Origin of the sequence: Amycolatopsis acidicola (assembly GCF_007713735.2) — a bacterium.
Lineage (GTDB): Bacteria > Actinomycetota > Actinomycetes > Mycobacteriales > Pseudonocardiaceae > Amycolatopsis_E > Amycolatopsis_E acidicola.
Genome location: NZ_VMNW02000038.1, coordinates 32,687 through 59,478, shown reverse-complemented (window position 1 = coordinate 59,478; position 26,792 = coordinate 32,687). Strand labels below are relative to the sequence as shown.

At 66.5% G+C, this 26,792-nt stretch carries 32 protein-coding genes and 1 CRISPR repeat array; of the genes, 18 read left to right on the top strand and 14 right to left on the bottom strand.

Translation table 11 applies throughout. The features are described from left to right. Positions 1-50 precede the first annotated feature (50 nt). From FPZ12_RS24040 to FPZ12_RS23985, 13 genes are all read left to right on the top strand, one after another. On the top strand, positions 51-1,013 hold the full coding sequence (locus FPZ12_RS24040) for an SAM-dependent methyltransferase (RefSeq protein WP_144757648.1): 963 nt from the start codon (positions 51-53) through the stop codon (positions 1,011-1,013). Between the two features lie 238 nt (positions 1,014-1,251). After that, entirely contained in the window at positions 1,252-2,145 is an 894-nt protein-coding gene (locus tag FPZ12_RS24035; protein ID WP_341771233.1) for a S1 family peptidase, read from the top strand. Positions 2,146-2,235: 90 nt separating this feature from the next. Beyond that, positions 2,236-2,556 carry a hypothetical protein gene (locus FPZ12_RS24030; protein ID WP_144757650.1) on the top strand — a complete coding sequence of 107 codons (321 nt, stop codon included), beginning with the start codon at positions 2,236-2,238 and terminating at the stop codon, positions 2,554-2,556. A 67-nt stretch (positions 2,557-2,623) separates the two neighbouring features. Beyond that, a complete protein-coding gene (locus FPZ12_RS24025; RefSeq protein WP_144757651.1) occupies positions 2,624-2,848 on the top strand; it encodes a hypothetical protein in 225 nt (74 codons plus the stop codon). Continuing rightward, positions 2,845-3,795 carry a hypothetical protein gene (locus tag FPZ12_RS24020; protein WP_144757652.1) on the top strand — a complete coding sequence of 317 codons (951 nt, stop codon included), beginning with the start codon at positions 2,845-2,847 and terminating at the stop codon, positions 3,793-3,795. The genes FPZ12_RS24025 and FPZ12_RS24020 overlap by 4 nt, the downstream gene beginning before the upstream one ends. After that, positions 3,792-4,499 carry an HAD family hydrolase gene (locus tag FPZ12_RS24015; RefSeq protein ID WP_144757653.1) on the top strand — a complete coding sequence of 236 codons (708 nt, stop codon included), beginning with the start codon at positions 3,792-3,794 and terminating at the stop codon, positions 4,497-4,499. The genes FPZ12_RS24020 and FPZ12_RS24015 overlap by 4 nt, the downstream gene beginning before the upstream one ends. Positions 4,500-4,514: 15 nt before the next feature. Then, positions 4,515-4,862 (top strand): hypothetical protein, encoded by a 348-nt coding sequence (locus tag FPZ12_RS24010; protein WP_144757654.1) that lies wholly within the window; start codon positions 4,515-4,517, stop codon positions 4,860-4,862. Then, a complete protein-coding gene (locus FPZ12_RS45690; protein WP_166462878.1) occupies positions 4,859-5,182 on the top strand; it encodes a hypothetical protein in 324 nt (107 codons plus the stop codon). Before FPZ12_RS24010 ends, FPZ12_RS45690 begins: the two co-directional genes overlap by 4 nt. Before the next feature lie 98 nt (positions 5,183-5,280). Next, complete coding sequence (locus FPZ12_RS24005; RefSeq protein ID WP_166462877.1) at positions 5,281-6,300, top strand: thymidylate synthase; 1,020 nt, start codon at positions 5,281-5,283, stop codon at positions 6,298-6,300. Further along, positions 6,297-6,851, top strand: coding sequence for a nucleoside-diphosphate kinase (locus FPZ12_RS24000; protein WP_144757656.1), 555 nt, complete (start codon positions 6,297-6,299; stop codon positions 6,849-6,851). The genes FPZ12_RS24005 and FPZ12_RS24000 overlap by 4 nt, the downstream gene beginning before the upstream one ends. Next, entirely contained in the window at positions 6,848-8,110 is a 1,263-nt protein-coding gene (locus FPZ12_RS23995) for a radical SAM protein (RefSeq protein WP_144757657.1), read from the top strand. Before FPZ12_RS24000 ends, FPZ12_RS23995 begins: the two co-directional genes overlap by 4 nt. Beyond that, a complete protein-coding gene (locus tag FPZ12_RS23990; protein ID WP_144757658.1) occupies positions 8,073-8,804 on the top strand; it encodes a 3'-5' exonuclease in 732 nt (243 codons plus the stop codon). The genes FPZ12_RS23995 and FPZ12_RS23990 overlap by 38 nt, the downstream gene beginning before the upstream one ends. Beyond that, a complete protein-coding gene (locus tag FPZ12_RS23985) occupies positions 8,801-9,571 on the top strand; it encodes an aldo/keto reductase (protein ID WP_208025973.1) in 771 nt (256 codons plus the stop codon). The genes FPZ12_RS23990 and FPZ12_RS23985 overlap by 4 nt, the downstream gene beginning before the upstream one ends. A 102-nt stretch (positions 9,572-9,673) precedes the next feature. Here the strand turns inward: FPZ12_RS23985 and FPZ12_RS23980 are convergent, their stop codons facing one another. After that, on the bottom strand, positions 9,674-9,925 hold the full coding sequence (locus FPZ12_RS23980; RefSeq protein WP_144757659.1) for a helix-turn-helix domain-containing protein: 252 nt from the start codon (positions 9,923-9,925) through the stop codon (positions 9,674-9,676). A 431-nt stretch (positions 9,926-10,356) separates the two neighbouring features. Between FPZ12_RS23980 and FPZ12_RS23975 the strand changes: the two genes are divergently transcribed. Genes FPZ12_RS23975 through FPZ12_RS23960 form a run of 4 tightly spaced genes read left to right on the top strand, consistent with a single transcriptional unit; the run spans position 10,357 to position 12,517 of the window. Beyond that, a complete protein-coding gene (locus FPZ12_RS23975) occupies positions 10,357-10,725 on the top strand; it encodes a hypothetical protein (protein WP_144757660.1) in 369 nt (122 codons plus the stop codon). 58 nt (positions 10,726-10,783) lie between these two features. After that, on the top strand, positions 10,784-11,104 hold the full coding sequence (locus FPZ12_RS23970) for a hypothetical protein (protein WP_144757661.1): 321 nt from the start codon (positions 10,784-10,786) through the stop codon (positions 11,102-11,104). Beyond that, the gene (locus FPZ12_RS23965) at positions 11,097-12,251 is read left to right on the top strand and encodes a putative T7SS-secreted protein (protein ID WP_144757662.1); all 1,155 of its coding nucleotides are present in this window, start codon (positions 11,097-11,099) and stop codon (positions 12,249-12,251) included. Before FPZ12_RS23970 ends, FPZ12_RS23965 begins: the two co-directional genes overlap by 8 nt. After that, complete coding sequence (locus tag FPZ12_RS23960) at positions 12,248-12,517, top strand: hypothetical protein (RefSeq protein ID WP_144757663.1); 270 nt, start codon at positions 12,248-12,250, stop codon at positions 12,515-12,517. The genes FPZ12_RS23965 and FPZ12_RS23960 overlap by 4 nt, the downstream gene beginning before the upstream one ends. 224 nt (positions 12,518-12,741) lie before the next feature. Then, positions 12,742-13,074: a CRISPR direct-repeat array (repeat unit 28 nt; unit sequence GGACCATCCCCGCTCACGCGGGGAGCAC). A gap of 269 nt (positions 13,075-13,343) precedes the next feature. Here the strand turns inward: FPZ12_RS23960 and FPZ12_RS23955 are convergent. From FPZ12_RS23955 to FPZ12_RS46560, 5 genes are read right to left on the bottom strand one after another with little or no spacing between them, the layout of a single operon-like run. Next, entirely contained in the window at positions 13,344-13,817 is a 474-nt protein-coding gene (locus FPZ12_RS23955) for a GNAT family N-acetyltransferase (protein ID WP_144757664.1), read from the bottom strand. A 36-nt stretch (positions 13,818-13,853) separates the two neighbouring features. After that, entirely contained in the window at positions 13,854-14,768 is a 915-nt protein-coding gene (locus FPZ12_RS23950; protein ID WP_208025972.1) for an aminoglycoside phosphotransferase, read from the bottom strand. Beyond that, entirely contained in the window at positions 14,765-15,502 is a 738-nt protein-coding gene (locus FPZ12_RS23945; RefSeq protein WP_144757665.1) for an AAA family ATPase, read from the bottom strand. Before FPZ12_RS23945 ends, FPZ12_RS23950 begins: the two co-directional genes overlap by 4 nt. Before the next feature lie 18 nt (positions 15,503-15,520). Next, positions 15,521-16,033: a hypothetical protein gene (locus FPZ12_RS46565; protein WP_243769996.1), complete on the bottom strand. Its 513-nt coding sequence runs from the start codon at positions 16,031-16,033 to the stop codon at positions 15,521-15,523. Further along, positions 16,030-16,470, bottom strand: a complete 441-nt coding sequence (locus tag FPZ12_RS46560) for a radical SAM protein (protein ID WP_243769995.1) — start codon at positions 16,468-16,470, stop codon at positions 16,030-16,032. Before FPZ12_RS46560 ends, FPZ12_RS46565 begins: the two co-directional genes overlap by 4 nt. Positions 16,471-16,575: 105 nt before the next feature. Between FPZ12_RS46560 and FPZ12_RS23935 the strand changes: the two genes are divergently transcribed. Next, positions 16,576-18,105: a peptide deformylase gene (locus tag FPZ12_RS23935; protein ID WP_144757666.1), complete on the top strand. Its 1,530-nt coding sequence runs from the start codon at positions 16,576-16,578 to the stop codon at positions 18,103-18,105. A 359-nt stretch (positions 18,106-18,464) separates the two neighbouring features. Here the strand turns inward: FPZ12_RS23935 and cas2e are convergent, their stop codons facing one another. The 8 genes from cas2e to cas3 form a co-directional block, all read right to left on the bottom strand. Then, positions 18,465-18,821, bottom strand: coding sequence for a type I-E CRISPR-associated endoribonuclease Cas2e (cas2e, locus tag FPZ12_RS23930; protein ID WP_144757667.1), 357 nt, complete (start codon positions 18,819-18,821; stop codon positions 18,465-18,467). Between the two features lie 325 nt (positions 18,822-19,146). Then, entirely contained in the window at positions 19,147-19,803 is a 657-nt protein-coding gene (cas6e, locus tag FPZ12_RS23925; RefSeq protein ID WP_150980464.1) for a type I-E CRISPR-associated protein Cas6/Cse3/CasE, read from the bottom strand. Beyond that, positions 19,803-20,498 (bottom strand): type I-E CRISPR-associated protein Cas5/CasD, encoded by a 696-nt coding sequence (cas5e, locus tag FPZ12_RS23920; protein ID WP_144751696.1) that lies wholly within the window; start codon positions 20,496-20,498, stop codon positions 19,803-19,805. The genes cas6e and cas5e overlap by 1 nt, the downstream gene beginning before the upstream one ends. After that, a complete protein-coding gene (gene cas7e / locus FPZ12_RS23915) occupies positions 20,495-21,628 on the bottom strand; it encodes a type I-E CRISPR-associated protein Cas7/Cse4/CasC (RefSeq protein WP_144751693.1) in 1,134 nt (377 codons plus the stop codon). The genes cas5e and cas7e overlap by 4 nt, the downstream gene beginning before the upstream one ends. Before the next feature lie 17 nt (positions 21,629-21,645). Beyond that, complete coding sequence (gene casB, locus FPZ12_RS23910) at positions 21,646-22,221, bottom strand: type I-E CRISPR-associated protein Cse2/CasB (protein ID WP_144751690.1); 576 nt, start codon at positions 22,219-22,221, stop codon at positions 21,646-21,648. Continuing rightward, complete coding sequence (gene casA, locus FPZ12_RS23905; protein ID WP_144751687.1) at positions 22,218-23,789, bottom strand: type I-E CRISPR-associated protein Cse1/CasA; 1,572 nt, start codon at positions 23,787-23,789, stop codon at positions 22,218-22,220. The genes casB and casA overlap by 4 nt, the downstream gene beginning before the upstream one ends. Then, positions 23,786-24,097 carry a hypothetical protein gene (locus FPZ12_RS23900; protein ID WP_144751684.1) on the bottom strand — a complete coding sequence of 104 codons (312 nt, stop codon included), beginning with the start codon at positions 24,095-24,097 and terminating at the stop codon, positions 23,786-23,788. The genes casA and FPZ12_RS23900 overlap by 4 nt, the downstream gene beginning before the upstream one ends. Next, a complete protein-coding gene (gene cas3 / locus FPZ12_RS23895) occupies positions 24,094-26,514 on the bottom strand; it encodes a CRISPR-associated helicase Cas3' (protein ID WP_243769993.1) in 2,421 nt (806 codons plus the stop codon). Before cas3 ends, FPZ12_RS23900 begins: the two co-directional genes overlap by 4 nt. Between the last annotated feature and the right edge of the window lie 278 nt (positions 26,515-26,792).

Below are 26,792 nucleotides of genomic sequence, written 5' to 3'. Positions count from 1 at the left end.
TCCTTGGCAACCGTTTTGCGGCGCATTTGCTGCATGAGAGACGCAGACTCATGAACGATGAAAAACCATCATGGCCACCGGAAGTCGATCTCGACCACCCCAATGCGGCCCGCGTCTACGATTATCTTCTGGGCGGGGTCAACCACTGGGCAATAGATCGGCTCTTCGGCGAGAAGGCCGTTGCAGTGTTTCCTACGGTGCGTCAGGTTGCCCGACTCAACCGCGAGTTTGTTCAGCGTGCCGTGCTCTATCTGATGGACAGTGGGGTTCGCCAGTTTCTTGATCTGGGGTCCGGTATCCCGACGGTGGGGAATGTTCACGAGATCGCCGACGTTGTCGACCCGACCTCGCGGGTTGCGTATGTCGATAACGAGGCTGTGGCGGTAGCGCACTCACGCGTCTTGTTGGAGCAGCATGGTGATCGCGAACGGCATGCGTTTGTGCAGCATGATCTGCTGGAGCCTGACGTTGTGTGGGAAAAGGCGTGTGGGTCGGATGTGCTGGATCCAGCGGAACCGGTGGGGCTAGTCTGCGGCGCTGTTCTTCATTTCCTCCCAGACGTCGTGACTGCTGACGCCGGTATCGCTGAAGACGCCCGGGTGTTGTCCACGATCGGGGACGTCATGGCCCGCTATCGGGAACTTCTGCCGAAGGGTTCGGCTATGGCGGTCTCGCATGTCACGGACGACGGCATTCCTGCTGAGGTTGAGCCCGAGATCCGGGGGTTCGTCGATCTCTACCAGGAGTCCTCGACGCCGGCGTACTTTCGCTCCGCGCGCGAGATTCAGAAGTTCTTCGGTCAGTTCACCTTGGATGATCCCGGTCTCGCCTGGATTCCGGACTGGCACCCCGAGCTTGACTGGCGGCAGCGGGCACGCGAACGCCTCGCGCGCAACCAGCTCGCCACCCATTTCCTGCTGGATGTCGACCTGGACGAAATCCCCGCGACCCGCTTGTTCCAAGGCCGCGCATCGTCGTCGTGTGTCCTGGGTGCGGTCGGGTGGAAACGGTAGCCCGTTCTGCTCGTATTTCCACGTTAGGCGGGAAACATGTTTTATCGCATTGTGGCATGGCTGCGACTTCGGTGGGCAAGGTCGAATGCTCGCTGGTGTCGCTCTTATGAGAGCGAAACGGGTCGTCGGTGTGGCCGGTGATCCGTGTCTTCTGTTTGTTGGAACAGCTAACTAGATAGGAAGGATTTGTGTCGACGTGAAACGTCGTCTGCTGTGGGGTGTGGCCGTGATTCCCGCGATGGCCGCGACGATGGTGTCGTCTTCGACGGAGGCTGCGGCGATTGTGAACGGGACGCCTGCGAAGGCGTATTCTTTTGTCGGTTCGTTGCAATTGACCGACGGTGGGGATCCGAACTGGCATTCCTGCGGGTTGACCCTGATCAACCCATGGTGGGTTGAGACCAACGCGCACTGCGTCACCAACATGCCCGCCACCACCACCTCTGGCGCGGCGACGGCAGCCTTCCGCAATTCGTATTCCGCCTCGGCGTCCGCTGAGGGCATCGACCGGTCCGACCCGTCGATCTATCACATTCGGCTGGGTTCCGCGGACCGTCTCGCCGGCGGCGAGGTGCGGCACGTGACGGAGATCGTGGTCCATCCGTCGTGGAACTGGGGTGTCCCGGACGAGGACGGCTACATCAATGACATCGCGATGATGCGGCTGGACCAGCCCGTGTTCACCCTCGCTCCGGCTCTGGTGGCCCCGGCCCGCGAGAGCCGGGAAGCCCGCGAGGTCGGCTGGGGATACACGGTCACGGACCCGTCGACGGTGGCGGGCCAGCCCGCTCCACGTCGCCTGTCGCAGATCAACGTGCCGGTGCAGCCGGCGTCCGCGTGCGCGGCGTCGGGGATCGGCGCGGGGGAACTCTGTTTGGCGGGCGGGGATGGCGGGTCGTGCAACGGAGACTCCGGCACCGCCGCGTTGCAGCAGTTCGCCGGGGAGTGGCGAATAGCGATCGGCTCGGCGAGCCGGGGCCCGGACACGACCTGTGGCGAACCGGGAAAGCCCGGGGTTTACACGGACTTGTCCGCGTATCGCGACTGGATGATCCGGACCGTGTTCGGCCTGCCGGAGGGCGCGAGCACCGCGGGCCGCGCCCTGGACACGGCCGCCGCGCCCGCCGCCTGATCTCTGGCGGATGCTCGGGCACCCCGACCCCGAGCATCCGCCAGACCCTATCCGGTCCCAGTTTTCTGTTGGTGAGAAAGGAATCCGGCGATGCCGCTGCGGTTTGATCAGGTACGCCCGGACACGCCCTGCCCGGCCGCCGGCGCGGGACCGGCCGCGCCACGGCACTACGCGCGGTTCGTAGGAGATCAGGTGGTCACCATGCCCGGCACTCGGCGGGGCTGGGGTGGCAGCGACGTGCCGGTCATGATCTCGCGGTGCCGCGGCGTCCACCTGGTCGCGCCCGAGCACGAGGACCTGGACACCACGAAGGGCGCGGCGATCTGCGCTTCGTGCCGGGCTGAACGGGGCCTCTCCGCTTTGGAAACCCTGCAGGAGCCGGGCGCTCAGCGGGTCCCGGCCCGCACCTGACCCGCAGAAGATCAGCACGCCGCGCCTGCCGACAGCGCACCGAATGACGTCAGTGAAAGGAAAGTCGATGAATCTGTCCGTGCCCGATCATCCGCCGCCGCGCTCGACACCGGCGGGACGCCGGATCACGTTGTCGGTGCCGGCCGGGGTCGACGAGCGCACCGCCGCCGATCTGCGGGCGGCGGAGGAGCTGACGAACAACCCGCCCGAGCAGGGCCGGGAACTGTTCCTGCGGGCCCTGGCCGGTTTGGCTGGGACCGGCGCGACGTCGGGGGAGGGGTGTGGCGGGTGAGCACGATCCGCGTGACACTGCTGAACTTCCGCGAGGGTGGCCGCCTGCCGGGCGGTGGGTACGACATGGGTCCGTGCGTGGATGTGGTGGCCGCTGATCCCGGCTCGTGCGATCTGGTGGTGATCTGCGAGGGCAACCACTACGCCTTCCAGGGCGCGACGGGGAAACATCAGCTGGCGAACGCGCTGGCCGCGGCGACGGGGCGGCCCTTGGTAGCTGAGCTTGGCAGTCTCGCGCGGGGCGAGTTCGGGCCGGTGGTGATCTACGACCCCAGGTTCGTGCGGATCGATTCCTTCTACGGGTACGGGTTTCCCTTGCCCGCGCAGGACAAACGCAACTGGCTCGAGGCTTGCCACGCCAAGACCGGCCACAAGTTCGGGCTGCTGCCGCTGCACTGGCATCACCTGTCCAGCCCTCGGATGTTCGCCGCCGAAGAGGTCACCTTCACCGGTGAACTGCCGTACCCGGTGTTCCTGGCCGGGGACACCAACACTCCCGCCGACGGCGGCAAGACGACCCGTCCGGACGGGACACCGCGCCCGCGCACCGACTACAGCCGCCTGTCTCCGGCGAAACGGCACCACAAAGGACGGTGGAAACCGGGGAAACACCCGCGCGACATCGTCGATGACACCGCGCCCCTGGACTACCTGCTCGGTTGGTGGGACGAGCACACGCAGACGCGGGTCAACCACCGGAATCTGTTCGATCTGGCGGAGATCGCGGCGTACCGATATGGCGAGCACGACGCGCTCACCCCGACGGTGCACCCGCGCGCGGACGGGTCCGCCCCGCGGATCGATCTCGTCATCTCCAACCTGGCGGGCCGGGACTGCCTGCTCCCCGGCAGCTTCCGTGTCGAACCGTTCCGCCACCCCGCGTCCGTGATGGATCACGCCGCTGTCCGGTTCGCGGTCGACCTCGAGAAGGGCCACTACACGTCATGATCGCGTTCACCGTCGATGTCGGTGGGGTGCTCGGGGACTACACCGGCCCCCGCGTCGCGGACGTGCTGACCGACCTCGCGCAGGCGCCCGCCAACGCCGCCGAGATCGACCGGGAGCTGCTCTCGGTTGTCCCGACGCTGAGTTCGGTGTTGAAGGCGACGGTCTGCGAGAGGCTGGTCATCAACCCGGCTGACTGGCCGAAGCAGTGGTCCGGGGGCTTTCAGGCCTACCCCGAAACGGCGGCGGCCCTCAAGGCGCTGGCCGAACTCGGGCCGGTCGGGGCACTGCCGAACCTGTCGACGCTCGGGGGCGAGGCACGCATGGCGGAGGTGCGCGAGCAGTGCGGCGACTATCTCTCCGGAATCTTCCCCAGCTACCGGTTGCGGGCCCGCAAGCCCCAGAAGCGGTGCTGGCGCCGGGCCGCCCCGTTGCTGGGGGTACGGGTCGGTGACCTGATCCACATCGGTGACCGGGTCCCGGAAGACATCGTGGGCGCGCTCAACGCCGGGTGCCGGCTGGCCGTGCTCACCAACACCCGCGGCGTCGTCGTGCCCGACCGGTACCGCGAGGACCCTCGGGTGCGGGTGGTCGACGACCTGCCCGCCGCCGTCGAACTGCTGACCGAGCTGAGCGTGACCGGGTTGCTGGGCCGAAGTCGGCGTAGCCACGTCGCCGCCGCGCGCGGCGGGCCACCCGGCCGGTAACCGGGCGGGTGCGCAATGTCCACCACGGTGGCGACCTGGCTCGCCCTCTACGGCGCGGCCCTGGCCATTGCGCTCGCCGTGGTCGGGTGGCACCGCCGCCGGCGGACACGCGCGGCGAGGGAGCACCGGATCCCGGTGCAGGAGATCCTCGACCGCGAACGCAACATCGCACCCCGGGAACCGATTTGGCCGCACGCGGACCCCGACGCGCGGGCGCGGCGCGACACCGATCCCACGCTGCGGATCCCGCCGATCAGCATTCCGAGCCCGAGACCACCCCGCCGCCGCCCGTACACCCGCCAGCGCGATCAGGCAGCCGTATCCGCGACATCGGCGGATCGTCAGGAAGGAGACCGCCCATGAGCGCACCGCCCACCAGCACACCGCCGAACAGCGGCGCGACCGAGCTGGCGGCGAGGTGGCGCTGGACGCTGGCGCGGGTCGATCCGCGGGACGCGCGCCGCAGCCTTGGGTTCGCCGGCGCTCAGCACGAGCACCGCCGCGGCGCGGCGCCGAGCTACCGGCTCGGGCCGTGCCGCATCCGATGCGTGCGCCACGAGAGCGCCGCGCTCACGATCGACGGTCCCAGCGAGGCCGCCGTCCGCGACACTGCCCGCCGTCTGCTGTATGTCGACACCGACGGAGCCGTCCGCCCACTCGCCCCCACGCCCGTGGGGGCGTGACTGTGCCTTCGACGAGCTCGACCGATCTCAACCCGAGCGCTGACACCCGGACGCGACAGGAGCCGCGATGCCCAGAACATCCGACGACACGCAACTCGTTGGCGCCCAAAGCATTTTCCGGTTTCCACGACGCCTATGGTGCGGTGCTTGCCGACCTCCTTGAGGCGCCGGGACACATCAGCACGCGCGGCAACGCCGGCCCGGAACGGCTGAACGTGTCCTTTCAACTCGACAATCCCGCCGCGCGGCTTCCGATGTTCGCCGCCCGCAGGGCCAACATCGTGTTCAACCTGGCCGAGGTGCTGTGGTTCCTCGGTGGGCGCGACGACCTGGCGATGATGCGCTATTACGCGCCCCGGATGAGTTCGTACTCCGTTGACGGTGTCACCATCGCCGGCGCCGCGTACGGCACCAGGATGTTCCGCGCCGGGCGCGGTGGCCGTTCGTCGTTCGACGCGACGCTGGATCTCGTCCGTGCGGACCCAGACACCAAACGCGCTGTCATCCCGATTTTCGGTGCCCATGAGGTTGGCGACGCGGAGCACCCGGACGTGTCATGCACGATCGCTTTCCAGTTGTTCCGGCGCGACGAACAGCTGCACGGCGTGTGTTACATGCGCGCGAACGACGCTTTTCAGGGCCTTGTGTCCGATGTCTTCTCCTTCACCGTCATCCAGGAACTGGGGGCCCGAATGCTTGGGCTCCAGCTGGGGACGTACACACACCACGTCGGGTCGATGCACATCGCGGATCATCATCTTCCCAAGGCGCGCGCCATCGTCGCCGAGGCCGAACAGGCGCCGCCGCGGTGGGACGTTCCGACGATGCCGGCGGGTACGACGCGCGACACGGTCGAGGAAGTCTGTGCGCAGGAGGCGCAACTGCGCGCCAACCGCGTCACGCACACTGTCGATTCCTTGCACGCCACCGGACTACCTGTGTACTGGCAACGGCTCGTCGCGCTGCTGGAGGTCCACCGCCAGCTCGTGCATCAGCCCGAACACCGTGTTGATGAGGAGCTGCTGGAGTTCCTCGACCCCGCCCACCGGTGGCTGATGCACCGCAAGTGGCCCACCCGCATCACCAGGCCCCGCGCGGCCGGACGGGATGTGGCATGACCGGCGCGCCCGCATCCACACTGGTCGACTGGACTCGCTGGACCGTCGTCTTGCTCAAACCCGACTGCCTGGAGCGCGGCCTGACCGACACGGTGCTGGCTCGCGTCGCCGCCGCGGTCGACCTCGTCGCGATTGAACGGGTCACCGTGGCGGACTGGCAGATCTTCACCCACTACTGGGGCCTGTTCGTGCACCGTCATCGCCTTGATGTCGATGTCGCCGCGTGCCTGCGGGGGCGCTACGTCGGCCACGAGGTCGTGGTCGCGCTTGGCCGCGGTCGACGGGGCGACACCACCGGCCGGGTCCGTTCCCTGCTTGGCCACTTCGACCCCAGCACCGCCCGACCCGGAACGATCCGCGCCGACTTCGGTACCGACAGCCTCGCCGTCGCGCGCCGCGAACGTCGCCTGATCGACAACCTCATTCACAGCTCCGACGATCCCGTCGCCGCCTGGCGTGACTTCCACATCTGGTTCGGCGGTGACCGCGCCACCGAACTCCTCGCCGTACCAACGGCATCGACCGACACACTGGAGGTTCCGGCCCGATGACACCCACCCCCGTCGCCCTCGACAAGGCGATCGCCCGCGGGACCCGCAGGCTGCGCATGATGCCGGCCGAGAAGATCGCGGCACTCGACCCGTACATGGCCGAGTTCCTCAGTTACCGCAAGAGCGGGCTCTCACTCAACCACGTCATCGGGTGCCCGCTGGACTGCGCCTACTGCGTCCGGCACTTCTGGGGGAACTTCGACCAGAAGATCCCCCAGCTGATCGAAACGACCGCCAACGCCGTGCAAGCCCTCGTGGACCACGTCGGCTTCGAACCCCACGTCACCCCGATCCAGATCTTCAACAAGGCCACCGACCCGTTCCTGCCCGCGGTCAAACCCGAGTTGTTCGCTGCCTTGCGCGACCTCGATGAGCGCGGGTTGACCAATATGGTTCTCCTGATCACCCGCTTCCGCGTCACCTCGGCCGACATGGCTCAACTCGAGGCCCTGACCAACCTGCGGGTCACGTTGCTGTTCACCTACTCCGGGATCGGGGACCGCCGGATCGAGCCCATCGCCAAAAGCTCGATCACCGTCACCTCCCTGCGGATCGCCGCCCACACACCGGATCGGCGGACCAAGGTCATCCTCTACTGGCGGCCGATCGTTCCCGGCTGGAACGACCAGCCCGACACCATGGCCCACGTCCTGGACGTTGGCCGTGACGTTGACGCCATCGTGTTCACCGGCTACTACCACAAACCCGAGAACGCCGAATTCATCACCTCGCTGGGAATCCCGCTGCCCTACGGCATCGACGACGTCGCACGCCGCAAAGCCATGCCCGCCGACATCGACGACAAGGTCGTCGCAGCCTGGAAGAACTCGGGCATGAGGACGCCCCTCTACCGCAAGACCTCGTGCGGTGTCTCCGCCGTCCACGGGGTCGCCGACTACAACGGGCACTGGGGCGTCAATGATCTGTGCGACATCTGCCCGGTGGCACAGCGAAACATCTGCCGCGACGCTCACCAGCCACCGACCACCGGTGAGCTCGATGCTCTCTTCGACAAACTCGGTTACACCTCAGCCATCGCCTTCGACGACGGGCACATCTGGACTCATCGCCTGACCGACCAGCAGCGCTTTCCCATCCAGCATCAGACCGGCTACCAGGTCTGGGACACCACCACGCCACACTTTCAGGGCAACCACGGCCGCTCACTCGTCGGATTCACTCCCGCCGAGACCGATCAGCAGCACATCGCGGAGGTTCGCCGTGAACTCGAGCACCAAACCCGGTTCGATGACGACTAACCACCCCGCGCCCGCGAACGGAGCCCTCGTGCCGGACCACACCGCCCCCTGGACCGACGCTCACCTCGTCGCCATCGACCTCGAAGGCAGCGGCCCCAAAGACCCAGCCGGCGAAGCAATCCTCGAGATCGCTCTGGTCCCCCTCCGCAACGGCACACCCGACCTCGAAAGCGCGTTCACCACACTGATCAACCCCGGACGCGCCATCACCCGCGGTCCCTGGACATCACCCGGCATCACCAACGCCGTGCTCCGCGACGCACCCACCCTCGGCGATGTCGCACCCACGATCATCGACAAGGTCGCCGGCGCCACCCTCGTGGGCCACAACGTCCGCGTCGACTGGCGACTTCTCCACGCCGTCATCCCTGACGCGGCACCAGCCGGTCTGATCGACACTCTCCGCCTCGCGAAGCACCGCCACCCCGAACTGGCCAAAGGCCACGGACTCCAGGCATGGATCGACCGCCTTCACCTGACCTCCAATATCGACCAGACCGCACCCGGCAGCCAACCGCATCGCGCGCTCTGGGACACCATCGCCACCGCGATGCTGCTGCAGACCTTCATGCGCGACACCACGCCGGCCGACGCCACCTTCGGCACGCTCGGCGCCGCGGCAGGGCTCGACCTGAACGGCAAACCCTTCCCGGCACCGCAACCAGACAACCAACAAGGCCTGTGGGACAAATGAGTTCAGCACCACCGACACCGGCACTGAGCACTTTTCTCCTCGGCGGCGACATACCGGTCAGCCGCCTCGGCCTCGGAACCATCCACTTCACCGGCGACCGCGACCGCTGGGGACCACCCGCCGATCGCGCACAGGCCACCCGCGTCCTGCGCACCGCGCTCGACCACGGTCTCAACCACATCGACACCGCCGACTGCTACGGCCCCTACGCCTGCGAAACCCTGATCGCCGAAGCACTACACCCCTACGACGACACACTCGTCATCGCCACCAAAGGCGGCATCCGACGCACCCGCCCCGACGAGTGGGAGCACTACGGACACCCCGACTACCTACGCTCCTGCATCGACCACAGCCTCCACCGGCTCCGACGCGACACACTCGACCTCTACTACCTGCACCGCGTCGACCCGCGCATCCCGTTCGCCGACCAACTCGGTGCTCTGATCGCAGCGCGCCAGCAAGGGAAAATACGCCACATTGGACTGTCCAAAGTGACACTCGACCAACTCGAGCAAGCCGAGGAAATCACCACGATCGCCGCAGTCCAGAACTACCGCGACCCAGCCGAGCCCGACCGCGACGTGCGAGACCACTGCGGGCGCAACGGAATCGCCTACGTGCCCTACTGTCCTTTGCAAGGAGGTCACGCACTCAAGCGCGACTCATCCGACGCCGCAGCGCTCTCCGGTTCCACCTTGAGAACTCTCCGAATACACTTCTCATCCCCGGGACTACCTCGCTGGCCCACCTGCAAGCCAACCTAGATGCCTTCAATGCAACGATCTCAAGGCGCCTGCTGGCTCGGTGAATGGGAGCCACTCGACGACAGGCTGAGCACCTGGCACATGCCCACCCCCGCGCGGAGGTTAAGGAGCGGCCTCCGGCACCGGCAGCCCGTTCAGCAAATCGCCCGGAGTGCACTCGAGCGCGGCGGCGAGACGCAGGATGTTCTCCATCGAGAGATTGCGCCGCCCGCGTTCGATGTGGCCGACGTTCGACCAGTGCATCCCAGCGCGCTCCGCGAGCCGCTCCTGGGTGAGGCCCAGCCGGTCCCGGCGCGCGCGGACACGCTCGCCGAACTGGCGAGTGGTCTCGTTACGAGCTGAGTCGGGGGCCATAGCGCCGTAACACCTACGGTCCCGTAGATCAACTTGTCCACAGACTGTGTGTCTAGTGACTTTGTGTCTAGTGCTTCCATGTCGAGTGTGTTTGTGTCTAGACTCAGGCAGCTTTGTATTCATGCAGGTGGCGACGCCAGGAGGTGTCCAGGTCGGCTCGCGTTCGCAGTGAATAGTGACCTGTATCACATTCACCTAGTTGTGCTGTGTCCGGCCCTCGCGCGACGCCAGAGAGGTCGTCATGGCCGAGGGCAACGTGATCTTGTGGCCGCTGCACTGTGCGGCGTGCCTGTCTCCTCGTGCCGGCGCGGGCACTGCCGATGGTTGGGTCCAGGTGCAGTTGGAGATCCTGTGCCCGTCGTGCGCGCGGGCCGAGGGGCTGCGGCCTGACGAACTGGACGTCGACCGCCTGCTGGCGAAGGGAGCACATCATGACTGGCCAGCACCGACCGATCCTCATCGACGCGACGGATTGGAATCCCGATAAGTTCGCCGGCCGAACCACGCTCATCAGGAAAAATCCGATGCTGGATTTCCTCCTGCAATCCCTGGAATACGAATCATGGTATCTGGAAACCGAGGGCTCGAAGTGGCCCGCGCCGGCCCTGAAAAGAGCGTTCGACCGACTTCAGTTGCACAGACACGTGCTATCCGAGTTCTTCAAGGTGTGGGAGATGGGCGACCACCGTGACCCCAGGACGCAAGGGATGTTCAACGCCTTGGCGTTCACGGTCAACAGCATCGTCGTCGAGTACGCGGAACGTCCCGGCTTCCGGCGCGAGTGGCTGCCTCCGGCGTAGCCTGCCGAGGCAGGGCTAATGGGTAGACCATCTGTCACTGATCGGGGGAGACTGCGTAATGGACGGGCCGGGTTTCCACGTCGACCTGGACAAAGTCGACGAGGCCGCCACGGGTATCAAAGAGAGCGTCGATGACCAGGACAGCTTCGAGCTTCGGGGGTTGTGCGGCGATAGGGACGTCTACGGACATTCCGGTGCGCACGACTCCTTAATGGACTTCTGTGTCCGGTGGAGTGACGGCCTGGATAACCTGACCGACGATGCTGGGGCGATCGCGGAGGCGCTCTCGCGGGCAACGCAGGCTTACCGCGCGGTCGATGGGGTAACCGTTCGCTCGCTGACGACCGACCCGGGCGAGGGGGCGGTTGACGATGGCTGAACTCGGCGAGACCCAAGATTCGACCGAGCTGGTTAAAGGCAAGCCGGACGCGATCGAAGAGAACGTCCGGGTGCTGCGCGCGCGTGCGGATCGCGCGGGCCGCGCCTCCGAAGGACTCAAGGCGATCGATACCGGGGCATGGCAAGGACCGGCGGCCCGCGCATTCCACGACAAATTTTCCTACGAACCGAGCAAATGGTACGAAGCGGCGGATTCGCTGCTGTCGGCTGCGGATGCTCTCGATCAGTACGCGAGCACTCTGCGGTGGTCTCAAGGCCAAGCCGTCGAGGCGATCGCGCTGTGGAATCGCGGCCAGGCCGCGACGCGGCAAGCCCAGGCTCAGCACGAGCAGGCAACCGGGCAGGCGACGGCGAACGGCCAGGCCCCACTGCAGTTCACCGATCCCGGTACTGGAACCCGCCAGGCGGCTCAGGACACCCTTGCCCGTGCGCGCGGCCAACTGGCCGAAGTCGGTGATGCCGTCGCTGACGCCATCAAGGACGCCACCAGCGCAGCGCCCCAAGAGTCGAGCTGGATCGATGACGCGGGCAACTTCGTTGCTGATGCTGGCGGCCATCTGGTGAACGGCCTTGCCTCGTTCGGCAACGCGGTGATCAACCACCCGGGCGAACTGGCCACCATTGCGATGGGGTTTCTGGGGATGGCGGCGGGCGCTGGGGGCGAAGCACTGGGCACTGTGCTCGATGCCACCGGGGTTGGCGCGGCGGCCGGAGTTCCACTCCAGGCAGCCTCGGCCGGCCTTATCGCGAGTGGTGCCACGGCAGCCACTGCCGGCGCGGCTCAGTTGGCCATGCACGCCGCTGGCGATGACCACGTGTCGCCGATGCAAACCAACCACAGCAGTGGCGCCGGGGCCGAGAGCGAACCGCCGTTCCAGCCGCCCAAGCAGATCAACGGCAAAACCGCGCATGGCGAACAGCAGATGGCCGAACGCAACGGGCACGGCGTCAACGACGCCGCGGCGCACGACGCGGTTGCGAACCCGGTCAAACCGCCGAAATACCGGCCCGACAACTACGGCGGCACGTACCGGTACACCGGCCGCGACGCCGTGGTAAACCTCCACGAGCAAGGACAAGTCACGACGGCGTGGGCGCGATCCCGGGCTGGATGGAGGCATGAATGACCACCGTGATCGACAGCCTCCCCCAGGAGTTTCGCCCTGTTGTGGTGCGCCTGCTCGCCGAACGGGACCCAGTGCTGCTAGCGGCTCTGCAGGCTCAGGAGAAGCCCACCTTGGACCAGCAGGAAGAAGTGATCGACGCGCTGGGCGATGCGTTCACCGAGCACCTTGGACCAGGCCACGAACCTACGGAGGAGGGAGTGCTCATCGATAACGCGCTGGGCGCGTTCCTGACCCGGTGGCCTGCCGAAGACCTTGCCAGCGACTAGTTGGAAACGGTGGGGGACTCCGCTCGCGCAGGGAAGACGGGTATGTAGTGCCGGATCGCGACGGCCCCCTTCGTGCCGAAGTCGGCGGCACCGGACTCCAGGGGCTTCTCCCGCTTGCGCGGGAGAAGACACTGGAGCGCACGCCCGGACGCATTCCCGGTACGAACCATTCCCGCTGGAGCGGGCAAGACCCGAATTACCGCAGCGCCCAGCACGACCACTTCGGACCATCCCCGCTCACGCGGGGAGCACTTCGGCATGCTGGGCGGTGATGCGTTCGTGGCGGGACCATCCCCGCTCACGCGGGGAGCACCCGATCCCGACCTTCTTCCCCACGGTTCCCGCGGGACCATCCCCGCTCACGCGGGGAGCACTACGTGGTCGCCGAGGCCACGGTGACACCGATGGGACCATCCCCGCTCACGCGGGGAGCACTTGCCGAGCTTCTGGAGGATCTGGTCCAGTTTGGGACCATCCCCGCTCACGCGGGGAGCACCAAGTCCTGCAAGGGATCCATCGTGTGGGCGCGGGACCATCCCCGCTCACGCGGGGAGCACACTTCCTGACCAGGGATCTTTCCGGCGGAAACAGTGTTTTTGTGCTCGCGTGTTGCGTTTTGAAGTCTGGCCGTCTGCTTGCTGTGCCGTGTGTGACCTCCCAGTAGAGCTAGAGCTATCCGGCCCGCGTCCCCCGGAACCGAACATCGTGTCGCCTTCCGTCCATGGTGGCACCCGGCGTAGGGACTGTTCCAGGATGGTCGATGGTCCGGGCTCGATGATGGTTACGAGCCACGTTGTCCGGTGGGGTTCACGGGATCGCTGCACTGTCAGAGGTGGAGTTGGTAGATGGCTCGGTGTTTGCCTGGTCCTTTGTAGTGGGAGGTCACCGCGACGCCGTTGGTCGTCTGGTCGCCGGGCAGGTTGGTGAAGCCTCGTCGTGCCCAGGTGGCGTGAGCGGCAGCGTTGTCGGGTTCGGAGGTGAGGTACAACCTCCGTGCTCCGACTAGTTGGCTGCGTTCGCGTACTGCGGTCAGCAGGGCGGTGATGACGCCGGCGCGACGGTGGTCGGGGTGGGTGATGACGTCTTGGAGGTAGACATCGTCGGGGTTGTCTTGGCTGCGGAAGGCGATGATCGCGCCGATGAGCTGACCGTCGTGATGGGCGACGGGGCAGGTGGTGGAGAACAGGTTGGCGCAGAGCCAATAGTCGGATGCGGTTCGCGGGCGGACGTAGGGTGCCCCGTGCGCCATGAGTTCCATGACGTCGTCGATGTCCTGCTGCGCCAACGGCCGGATCTTCATCGCGGCCTTCCATGCCTTGCGCGACAAGGTTTCTGGTCATTGTCCCGGGCGTTTTTCACGGCGAACCTGGCGTGTCTGTTCACCTGGTCCTGTCCGGGGGAGCGTCGCGATGACTCGGTCGGCGAGTGCCCGGACCGGTGCGGCGAGGTCTGGGTATTCGCCGTGTTCTGCGCGGTGGAGGATTCGTGCTGCGACACCGAGTTGAGCGACGTGCCCGGCAGGGGAGTCGAGCAGGTCGGCGAAGAGCGCGTGCACCTGGCGGGCGGTGTCCGGGGCGGGGAGTGCGTAGAGGTAGAGGGTGGCGGCGTCGGTGCCGTGTTGTGCCTGGCCCCAAAGTTCCCAGTCGAGGACGACCAGTTCGGGTTGCAGGAGGTTGTTCCAGTGCAAATCGCCGTGTGCGGTGGCTGGTGTCCAGGACAGCCGGTCGGCGACGGTGTCTCCGAAGATCTGCCGGATGCGGCTGCCCGCGGGCGGAGTGCTGCGGGCGAAGCGCTGGGTCGCGATCGTGGCGATGGTGTTCACGGTGTGGCGGAGTTGCTGCCACCAGTGCTCGGGTAGTTCCAGGGGCTCCGAGAGTACGTCGGTCGGCGAGCAGGGGGAACCGTCCACAAAGGTCATCAGTTCGGCTCGTACCCGTCGTTGTTCTTCCGGTACGTTCCATTCGGTCCAGTGCAGGACGGTGGGTTTCGGGACGCCGGTGATCGTGTTGGCGTCGACGTTGCCGGTCCAGAACGCGGCAAGATCCGGATCGTCCAGCCAGTGGGTTCGTTCGGTCAGGACTCGCAGCCAGACTCGGCCGTCGGGCCCGTGGGCGGGTGCGCTGATCGAGCGCAATGCCCAGCCCAGCACGGGATCCCCGGTGACCGTGACGCCGAAGTGGTTGGCGGCGTGGGCGAGGTTGTCACGCATCCACGCGGTGAACGTTGCGTCGGTGGCTTCGATGCGGGTCATTCGGTGAGGTGCCTGAGGTAGAAGGTGGGGTCGTGGAGGAAGCGGCGCCATTGGCTGGTGAGGTCGAGTTCGGCCCATTTCGCGCGGCGGGTTCCGTGGTCGCCGATTTCGATGATGTCCGCGCCCGGTGTGGCGGCCAGGATCGGCGAGTGGGTTGCGCACACGACCTGCGCCCCGGATTCGCCCAGTTCGCGCATCAGGGCGACCAGTTGCAGGCAGGAGGTGAACGACAGGGCGGCTTCGGGTTCGTCCATGAGGTAGAGGCCGGGTTCGCGGAACATTTCGGCGAACACGGTCAGGAATCCTTCGCCGTGGCTCAGGGAACTGGTGTCGGCGTCCCAGTAGCCGTGCATCCCGGACACGGTGTTCATCAGCCCGAAGGCGGTCTCGGCGCGGAGGAAGAACCCCTTGCGCCGACTGCGCGGCCCGGATCGCAGGCGGGCGCCGGCGGCGGTGGTCTCGAGGGCCAGGATCTCACCGAGCGGGGTTTTCGCGCGGTCGTTGCCGTACTTGCGTCCGGAGCGCCCGCCCTGGGCGTCGAGTTTGAACGCCTCCGCCACGGCTTCGATGACCGTCGACTTGCCGGAGCCGTTCTCGCCCACCAGAAACGTGACCGGCGCGGTGAATGCCAGGCCGTCGGCGACCAGTTCGCGGACGCAGGGAACGGTGAACGGCCACGCCGCCGCGGCCGTGGGCCGCAGCGCTTCGGGAACGTACGCGCGTCGGACGAGCACCCCGCTCCCCTCGGATCGTCAACGGTAGTCAGGGGAACAGGCCCCGACCGGTCGGCAGTTGCCCGCCGGGCGGCACGCGGGACTGCACGACGGGCCGCACTGAGGATCGCACATGTTCGGGACACACACCGCATCCACGGCCGTGGTGGGCGAGTCCGCCGGCCTCGGCCCGCGCGGGAGGGGCATGCCCTCGGCGATCAGGGTGACGCGGCCCTGCGGGATCCCGGCCAGCGCCTCGTCCAGCGACGTCCGGCGCGTGTCGCCGACCTCGATCCAGCGGGCCATCACACACGGGCGCACGACCCCATCGGGGGCGATCAGGGCGACGCCGTCGCCGCACGCGCCACACAGCTGTCCCGCGGTCCCGGTCGTGCCGCACCCGGCGCCGCGACCGACGTGGCGCAGCCGGTCGAACCCGATCACCGGCACGCCCAGATCGACGAGCTCGGCATGAGCCTGCCCGGTTCGCTGGCCGGCCATCACGTCGATCACCCCGGCCCGCAGCGGCAGCCCGAGCCGGAGCGCCTTCACGATGTTGGCGCGCGTGCGGGGATGCGACGGCCGGCCGGTGATGGCGCGGTGCTGGCTGGGATCGTCACTGTAGTAGGAGGTCGCCGCCCCACGTCGCAGCGGAGGAAGGTGTCCCACAGTTCGTCGGTGATGTGGACGAGGTTGCTGAACACCTCGATGGCCAGCCCCGCCCGCTTGGCGGCGGGGATCAGGTCGGGCAGATCCGGGTGCAGGGTCGGCTCGCCCCCGATGAACTGCACCGTGCGGACACCCAGTCGCGCGGCCTCGTCGATGACCCGGAGCCAGTCGGGCAGGCGCATCCGCCCGTGCGTGCCCGCTGGCCCGCTGTCGGCGTAGCAATGCCCGCACTCCAGCTGGCACTTCCCGGTGATCTCCAACCACAAAAACTGGACGGGCCGGATTCCGGCATCCTGGCTGTCGGCCATCGTGATGGTCATGACTGGTCCTCTCGTCGCGGCACGAGTCGAGGGCATCAGCCGGGGCGGGGATACGGCTAGGCTGAGCGGCAACTCACGGTGTACTCACGCACACTCACGGTTCAAATGCTCGAAGGGGCAGCGATGACGACAGGTGGCACAGCGGATGGCAACAGCCGGGCTGCCGAGGTCAACATCTTCGCCCTGGAACTCGAGCGGTGGCGCGATGTCCGCGGTTTTTCCCGCGCCGCGCTGGCCGAACGCATGGGCTACGACCGCTCCTACGTCTCCAAGATCCTCTCTGGCGGGGAGAACCCGTCCGAGGCGTTCGCCCGGCACGCCGAAGAAGCGCTGCGCGCAGGCGGCGCGCTGACAACCGCGTTCAGTGACTACCACCGGTCCCGCCGCGGAACCCCACCTCGCCCTCCGGCGCCGGCAACGACCCCGGAAGGGCCCACCCTGGGCAACCTCGTGGTTGATCACGATGACGCGACCCTGCGCTACGACAACGGGATCTACACCCTCACCCAGCGCCGCCGCCTGATCAACCACAGCGCCGCCCCGATCGCCCGCTACCTCGTGCGGATCTCCGTCGACCGTTTCCCCGGCGACCCCGAGCGCTCCAACCAGCTCTACTCCCACGACCCGCTCACCTGGGATGAGATCGACCTGCACGCCTGGCATGGCCAGGACCGCACCACGCCGATGGACTGGACCACCCACCACGACCGGGATGCGTTCAAGGAAGTCTGGCTGCTCTTCGCCGGCCAGCACGGTCATTTCCCGCTCTATCCCGGCGAGGCCTGCTGGATCGAGTACGAATACACCGTCCGCGACGAACACTGGGGCAACTGGTTCCAGCGCGCGATCCGGCTGCCCACCCGCACCGTCTCCGTCCGCCTGGACTTCCCTCAGGACTTGTCAGCAGCGGTATGGGGCCTGCACACGTCCATGACCGCCGAGGCCATGCCGTTCCCCACCGCAATCACCCGCGACACCACCGGCGGAAGGCACGTCTTCTCCTGGTCCTGCCAGGACCCGCCCCTGCACGCCCGTTACCGCCTCGAATGGGACTTCCCCGGCGGCCCACCCGTGCCCGAGACACCACCGCCACCGAGTGAGGTCATGGCATCGCTGGGCATCGTGCAACACACCGATCCGGCACTGCGCCGGGTCGCGCGCCGTTTCGACCTCCCCGCCGAAGCCGACGACGCCCGCCGGGTCATCGCCGCCCTCGACGCCGCCACCGAACGTGTCGCGAAAGCACACACCTTCGGCAAAGGAATGGGCATCGCCGCTCCGCAGATCGGCATCGACCGCGCCGCCGCGATCATCCGCCCACCCGAAGGCGACACCATCACCTTGTTCAATCCCACCATCATCGAAAGCGCCGGTGAGACCGACGAGCAGTACGAGGGCTGCCTGTCCTTCTTCGACGTCCGCGGCCAAGTCCCCCGCCACCACCTCATCCACGTCGAACACATGACCATCGACGGCGACACCAAGATCACCGTCTTCGAACGCGGCATCGCCCGCCTGGTTGCTCACGAAATCGACCACCTCCACGGTCACCTCTACACCGACCGCATGCGCCCCGGCACTACACCGATCCCCGTCGAGCAATACCGCGGCACTGGCAGCACCTGGAAATACTGACCGCGCAAGGGTTCTACGTCGGTCGACGCCGTCGCGGAGTTGTGAGACTGCGGGGGCGTCGGCGACGACTGTTCTGGTGGAGACCACTACGAGGTCACCGAGCCGTGACTGGGCCGGACGATCCCCGATACGCGGAAATTGTCGTGCCCAGCTTGGGGGCGTCCCTGCTCGCGAGGGGAGCACGGCTTCGATGACCTGGCCAACGTCGCAGTCACGGGACCACCCCCGCTCGCGCGGGGAGCACGTCGGTATCACCTCCGAGGGCACAACGTTCACGGGACCACCCCCGCTCGCGCGGGGAGCACACTTGTTGACCTGGCATTTCTCCAACGGAAACATTGTTTCCAATGCTCGGCCACTCAGTGATTGCCGTATCGGCGGCGTCGGCTGGCTTTGCTCCAGCCGACGGACTTGGCTTCCGGCGTGTGAGTGGGGGCTGGGGTCTGGTTGGGCCTGAGCATGAGGTGGATGCCTTCGTGGTCGACGGGTTCCCAGTCGTGCTGGTGGACTTCGAAGGCGAGTCCTTGTTCGTTGGTTGCGTGATAGACCATGATCGCCCGGCCGGTTTTGACCATTTCGATGACGCGGGTCCACATGAGGGTGCGCACGCGGTGGTTGATCGTGCCGACGAAGACTCCGGGAGAGATCTCGAGCAGCCAGCGGGTGAGGTGGCCTCTGAGCCCGACCGGGCATGCCGCGACGACGATGACCGTCACAGTTCGTCTTCGTAGGACGTTCTCCCGGCCGGTGGACTGTCGGCGTAACCCCAGACCTGGACAACGTCAGCGTCGCGTTCGTGCTTGTCCGCGTTGGCTTCGGTGAGCAGATTCTCGATGTCGTGGACGCAACGGCCGAAGAATTTGCAGGAGCGACCGTGGATGCGACGCCGGGGCCCGCAGTTGGACGTGCGGGCCCGGAGGCGTCCTGTGTGGACGAAGCTGGCCTCGGTGCACAGTCGCGCGCGACCACGGGATGCCCGCTCTCGAGAAGGCAGGTGGTTTCCGTTTCGATGCATCCTTCGCTCATGCGTAAACGAAGCGGCTAACCCGCTGTCCGCGCGGGTGCGAGGCTGATCAGTCCGCATCCGTAGGCTTTCGCGCGGCCTATCCCATTGGTGAGTGCCGCAGTGAATGCGGCTGGGTCGGTGACGAGGAGGTGGCCGTCGAAGCGGACGGGTTCGACGGTGATCTTCGTTGTCTGGTTCTTCTGGCCGGTGATTTTGGTGATGGGTGTGGTGGCGATGTCGGGGAGGCCCCGGGCTGCGGCAGGGATTGCGAAGCCGTGGCGTTCGCCTTGGCGGATGAGCCAGTCGATTTGGTCGGCGGGCTGGCGAAATGGGATGCGGCGACGGGTTTTGCCGTCGCATTTGGTGGGGTTGGCGACGAGGCGGAATGCGAATTTGCGGCCGGCTGCGACGGCGTCGAGGACGGGTTGGAGTGGGCGGGTTTCGGCGGGGGTGGTGAGGTGGCCGTCGGGGAGTTTGGTCCAGTCGGGTTCGGTGTGGCTTTGCACGTATTGGGTGAAGCCGCCGCGGTGACTGTCGAGGCGCCAGAGTATGCCGTGTGTTTGGCGCGCCACGGTGGTCGGGGGGAGTTCGGGGTAGGCGGACATGAGGGTGCGGTGCATGTCGTGGACGTTGGCGTAGTCGCGCCGGAAGGTGCGCGAGTGGATGTTGACGGTGAGTTTGCTCAGGAACATCACGATTCCTCGTGGGGGATCATGTCGTCGGTCAGCGGGACCTCGCCGATCTGGACGGTGCGGGTGGTGAATCGCCGGGCCCCGTCGGCGAATGATTGGGGGACGTCGTGTCGGAGTTCGGTGCCGGGCTCATGGGGCGGGCAGTCGATGACGGTCCGCAGCTCGACCTGTTGTTGCGCTTGTTCTGCGCCGACACGGCTCGGGTGTTCGAGCCACGGGTGGTGTCGCAGGACGTTGTCGAGGGTGTCTGAGTGCAGGCCGGTGAAGAGTGGCCTGGCGGGGACGAACGCTCGTCGGCCGAGGAACAGGGGCCATCGGGGGTTGGTGACGGCCTCGGCGAGTTTGGCCAGGATGTCGTGTGGTCCTTCGACGACGGCGAGGAAGAGGGCGTCGGCGAGGTAGTAGCGCTCGCTGACAACGGTGCGATGCCCGGTGCCTTGGGTGGTGGGGACGTTCTGCGTGGTGTGGTAGTCGCGTTCGAGCAGGCCTTCACGGTCGACGCGGATCCCGAGACGCAGCGCGGCCAACTCGGCGATGCTCGCTTCGTCGTCGCGTGCGATGCCGCTGGCGGCGGCGAGTATGCCGACGACTCCGGATTTGGTGGGTTCCCTTGCGGTGTCGCGCAGGACGCCGCGGGCGCGGAGCCCCCACGATTGCATGGGTGCGTCGAAGCAGAGGGCAAGCGTGTCGGTCATGCTGGGACGGTTTCTGTTGCGGTGAGGAGGCGTGCGGTGAAATCGCCGATGGAGGTGACGGTGTCGGTGTTGCCGGTCTCGGGGAGTTCTCCGGTGACGGAGGCGGCGACCGCGGCGTGAATTCCGTCGCCGCCGTAGAACGAACGCAGCTGTCCGAAGTGCTGGATCATGCGGCCGGTGGAGGCGGCCATGATGTCCTCGTCGAGGACTGGTTTGAGGAACGCGTTGGCCAGGTTCCAGGCTCCACCGTCGCGCACGACGCCCAGGAGTGTTTCGGGCATGGTGCGGGCTGCCATCGAGGTCTGTTTGCCGCTGGGGACGGCGTGGATGAACGCGCCGAGCCAGGCCTGGGTGGCGCGGGCGACGAGGGCGTCGTCGCCGGCCAGGTTTTTGCGGAGCTGGTTGATGTCGAGGTTGGCGTAGCGGTAGTAGCAGGCGGTGTTGAAGTCCACGGTGCCGATCATGTCCGCGCCGGATTCCGCCTCAGGCTTGAGATCGTCGACCGCGGTGTAGTAGTCGAACTCGGTCGCGACGGTGTGGGTGGACAGGGCGTGCGCGACCTGGGAAGCGGCATTGATGCTGAAGTCCTTGTTGTCGGCGATCATCCGGCCGAACAGCGCGACGTCCGCGGCCCGGGTCGCGTCCAGCAACCGGCTGGCCTCGGCGCGCGCAGCCGCGTCCAGCTTGGCTTTGGCCGGCTTCTTCTTTCCGTCCTTGGCGGCGGCCGCAGCGAGCAAACCGTCCCACTGTTTGTCGCAGAAGTCGGCGAGGTGGGTGATCGCGTCGTGGCCGACGAACAGGAGGTACTCGGTCAGACCGGTTTCCTGATCGACGCCGAACCCCAGGTGCTCCAGGCCCGCGGTGACGACACCGTCGATTTCGGACGGATCCTTGCCGCGATCGACGAGGACTTCGGCCGCGTGGTCGCGGAGGCGTTTGGTGCGCACGGCGGTTTCGGTGACATCGAGGCCGTGCTGGGTGAACAGTTGACGTGCGGACCTTTTCAGGCACTGGCTGGAGATTCTGCCCCGGGTCTGTCCGCCGAACGTGGCGGTTTTGGGCTGGCCGAGGTCATCGCGGTTGAGGTTGCTCACGGGGAACGACTGCAGCAGGTGGAGTTCGAGGATCATGTTTTCTCCCAGTCGGTTCAGGGTTCGAGGGCGGACGCCGAGTCCTGGTTTGTTGACGAAGTTGTTGTGGTGGTGTGGAAATCGCGGGCCCATCGCAGCCGGATGTGGTGGGCGGCATCGCCCCGGTAGCCATCGCTCATCAGCTGGACGAGATCGTCGAGCAGGGTTGCGTAGTTCACCGGGATGTCGTCACTGGCCAGCAGCCGGATGACCTGTCGCACATGGTGGGGCAGGCCGTCTCGATTGCGCAGCAGTAGTTGTTCGAAGCGTCGGGCGGCAGCGTCACCACGTTTCACCTGCAGGGCTTTCATGGAGGTTCCGAGCGACCCGCGACTGCGGCCGCGCTGCGGGTGCAGGGCGAACAACCCGGCGATGAGTAGCCAAGCGTCTAGCTCCTGCTCAGGGGGATCGTGGCGGAACACGACTTCGTAGGCGCCGATTTGCGGTGAGGTCGACGCGAGGCCGCGGCGGAGTTCGGCGAGTGTTCGCCGGCATTCTGATTGTCGCCGGGGGATGCCGGACTCGGCGCCTGCCTGCAGTGCGTACAGGGATTTGATGAAGGCGTCGCGCCGTTGGGAGAAGGGTGTGCTCACTCGTCAGTGTCCTTTGTGAGGTACTTCGCGATCTGCGCGTCGAATCTGGTCGCGAGCTGTCGCAGCCGCTTGTGCAGTGCCTGTTGGTGCTTGCCGAGCATGCTGAGGCTGCGCCCGTCGGTCGTGACGCCGGCCGCCCAGTCGTCCGCGGCCGCCCGCACGGTCGTGAGGACAGTCCGCTGCCATTCGGTCATGGCGCTCCGTTCGGACTGCCCGGTTGCGCGAGCGTTGTTCAACGCGCGCAGGAAGGTTGCGAACGGCCGCGGCAAGATGGGCCAGTACCCAAGGTCGAGCACGCTGGCCGGTTCCGCGCGCATGTCCTTGCGGTAGTTGCGTTGCATCGCTCGGAGCGCGTAACCGGCGTCGTCGGCCAATTCGATCGCCGTGCCGACCAGTCCGGTCACTGCGTCGTCTTTTGCGCGGATCAGGGCGACCGGTGCGGGAACCGTTTCTTCGAAGTAGCCCTCGACGACACTGGCTTTCGTGTCGAGCCGCTGTCCGAACACCCGCAGCGTGTACACGGTGTCGGCGGGGATGTGGCCGTGTTCGGCGAGATCCGCGAGCTGCTTCAGCGCGCCCGGCCGTTGCCGGGCTCGTTCCTCGGCCCACGAATCCACGAGCAGTAACTCCACACTGTGCCTCCACACCCCGCGGACAGGTTCCAGCTGCACAGGCAGCAGCGGCGCCCCGGGCTTGGGTTTCCCGGAGATCGTCCGGGGAACTCGGTAGGCGGCCATGGCTTCGATGTCGGGCAGCTTGCCGTCAAGCTCGGTGCCAGGGCTCATGATTGCTTCGGAAACCACGGTCTTTCCGTTGCTATGTGCGGGAAAGAGGCGGATCCGCCGGGACGGCCAGGTCAGCAGGTCGGTCCGGCCGCCCGGTCTGCGCTTGTCCGGTTCCGCGCCCGGGGACTTGTGTTCCCACCCGGGAGCGTCGTCGGGGTCCCCGATATCGTAGCGCACTGCGTTGAGCAGCAGCGTTTGTTTGAGGTCACCGCCTTCGACGAGGACGACGGCGAAGTTGTTGCAGGGGGCGCGTTTCGACGACTTCACTGTCGTGGCGGGCGTCTTCATCCCGCCAGGGTCGTAGGCGTGAGCCGTCACCAGCCAGCGAGCAGCCGCTCCCGGGTCGAGCTCGGTGTAGTCGCCGGCGATGGTGTGATCGAACAACGTGACGTTGTTGCCCACGGCGCGGTCCGGGATCAGCTTCGCCACGGTCGACTTCTTCGCCGACGGCAACGTCGGGCACTGCAGGAACGGGCGCTCGGGATCGAACAAGTCGAACGAGGTCTGCGATGTCGCGAGGTAGCGTTCCAAAGCCTGGGTGTCGAACGCTTCGGCGGACCAGAGTTTTGCCCAGTCCTGTCGCCGTGCCGGGCCGTACACCCGATGCAGGAGTGCCAGCGCCAGGCGGTGCAGTGCTGCGGTCATCGGTGGTGTCTCGCCGACGATGCCCCTGATCGTGTGGGCCGAGGTGAACAGCTCGGCCAGCCCGACCATCGCGCCGGAGCCGTCGAGCCGGGTGACCGGGACCCAGGGTTCGGTGATCAGGTCGAAGGATGCGCTCATGTCTCCTCGCTTGCATAAACGCCGAACTTCTCGTGATAGCCCAGGTCGTGTCCGCCGACCCGGCACCGGTCATCGGTGAACACCAGCGCACGATGGTGGTTGAGCCACGGGTCGTCGGCGAACTCGGTGGGCACATCGATGCCCAGCAGCGCGCGCACCACCGCGGTGGGCACGTTGACCGGGGCCACGAGAACCGTCGCCGACTCGCGGGGATCCGCGCTCTGCGGACACATCAACAGCGGCCCGTCAGGGCCAGCTCGGTAGAGCACGACACGGACCGACAACTCCGCCAAATCGTCATCATTCACTTACGGGCTCCCGTGGACTTGCGCGGACGAGGCGGTTTCGGGCGCTCGGTCAACTCGAACAGATCCTCGATCAGATGGGGGAGTGGGAGGCAATTCAGCTCCGCGGCCTTGGCGTCGTCCCGCTGGGCGGCGAGCAACCGTTGGTGCTCACGTGCCCACATCTCCTCCCAGCCTTGCGGGCAGGGAATTCGGTCGCAGTACACCTGATCCACCAGTTCCGCCGTCGTGGTCCACGACTCGATCCTGTCCCGATCTTTCAGTGCCGCCCAGGTGCGCAACAGGATGGCCGGGGCATACACTGTGCGCAGGTAGGGCGGGAAACGCGGACCGGATTGGGTATCGACGACACCGGCGACCGCCACGACAATGTTGCCACGTAAGGGATCCCGCCGGTGCCGGTGTACCCGGCCGATCCTCTGCAGCATCGAATCGATCGGCGCCAGATCGGTCACCAGCGCATCGAAGTCGAGATCCAGACTCTGCTCGAGGACTTGCGTACCCACCACGATCGCGCTCGTCGGCCGACGCCCGTCCGCGCCGAAATAATTGCGCAGCTCTCGCTCGACGTTGCGCCGCGCTGCCCGGGGCAGGGTGCCGTTGATCGCGATCAGCAGGGGACGCTCGTCGGGAGGCAACAGCGCGATGCGACGTTCGAGTTCGGCATAGGTATCTACAGCACGACGAACCAGGTTGTGCACCACCGCGACACACTGCTGCTGGGCCGCCCGCGCCAGGAGCCAGTCGACAGCGCGGGAATCATCGACGTGTTCGAGGTGAACGGCACGATCCTGGTTGAGCCCGGTGAGTTCGGCCGGATACGACCAGGCGCCGGTGGCTTGAACGACTGTCACCCGCGGATACGGTGTCTCCGTAGAAGCGGTCGTGACGTCGTGCGGTCGGCGGCCGTTCACGCCCGCTTGCCAGGCAGCAAGCAGATCCTGGCGCCGGTTGGACGGCAGCGTCGCAGACAACAACACGACCGACACCCCCAGGGCACCGAGCCAGGCCAGCAACCGCCGCAACGAGGCCGACATGTAGGTGTCGTAGGCGTGGACCTCGTCCACTACGACCACTTTGCCGGCCAGCCCTGCCAAGCGGACGAACACGTGCCCGGAACGAAACGCACCCTTCAGGGGTTGGTCGATCGTCCCGATTCCCAGCGCGGCCAGCAGATTTCGCTTCCGCGTGAACCACGTCCTGGCCGCGACATCTGAGTCGTCACCGTCATCCGCGCCGATCCCGGAAGGCAGAGCAGCAAGCACATCGCTGGCGGCTGAGTGCACCAGCTGGACATCAGTAGGATCTCCCAAGTGCGCCAGCATCTCTCGAGCGACGTCAAACACCTGGTTACTCGAAGACTGCGTGGGCAGCGCGACGTACACACCCGTCAGGTTGTTCGTCCGCACCATCGACGCCGCGGCCTGCAGCCCGGCTTTCGTTTTTCCTTCTCCCGTAGGAGCCTCGACGAGCACCAGGGCCGGCTCGGTCAAGTCACCGACCACGCGCTCGACGACGTCCTGAACCGGGCGCGGGGATTCACCGAAGAGGACACTGAACCGTGGATCTTCGGGCGGCCTCCACGGGAGCATCTTGAGGCGCTCCAACGCGGTGTCGGCACGAGTCTGAGCGAGCGTGACGTAGTCGCCGAGGTCGAACTCTGTTCCTGGAGAACGAAAGTTCCGTTCGTCCGAGGCGATCCAGTCGCTGACTGTCGTCAGCGCCGCTAAACCGACCGCCGCAGGCACCGTCATATGGACCTGCCCCCAGGGCAGCGTCCGCGGATCTGGCAACCGAACCAGCTTCGCCAGCTGCATCACGAGACCGGTGCGTGCGGACTCCCACGCGTCCCCACCACGGTTGTTGACCTCCCGGCGCGCCTGGGCAAGGTCTTGTCCGGCGGGGAAATGACCATGGTGCCCGCCCAACACGGCGGCCAGGCAGATGGCGGTATCCGTGGTGGCGCCCCAGGCGAACAGTAGATCCCGGAACTGAAGTGTCGTCACGATGCCATGAGGCGTATCCACACGACCTGGCACGCCCGCGGGCCTCGCCACGAACTCCACATCCGGCAGCCCCCACGCACCAATCCGCGCCGCCGCCAGCGGTAAGTTCAGCGCCTGGAAACCGGGCGAGCACTTGCCCAGATCATGGACACCACACAACAAAGCCGCCCAGCCCCAGGCATCTCCTAGCGGTGCGAGCGCCACTTCCAATTCCTCGTGCACACGACCGCGCAACAGAAACGGCGCCAAACGGCGGGCTACTGCAATGGTATCCATCATGTGGCAGATCAACGGATGACACTCGGCGTGTCCCCTTGACTTCCCCCACGGCTGAAGGATCGATGATTCCGTATCCACAAATTCCACGCATTTCCCCAGTGTCTCGCTTGAGCGGCCGACCATCTCGGCGGGCAAGCGCTCAACACTCTACTGCTCCGCGCTCATGCCCTCTGGATCGTGTGTCGTGTCGTGGCAGCAAAATCCGGTACAAGACGAAGATGTGATGCTCGTGAACTGCATAGTGGAACGTCCCCTGGCGGGACGCCCCGCGTGCTGCCGAGTGTCGCCACCTGAAACCTAGGCGTTGGCGACAGGGTGCACTGAGTTGCAAGCCTGTTCAAACGGAACTCCACAATATTCTCTGAGCCGAATACTGATGACAATCTCTTTCGTCGGTTGAACTGTTACAGGGG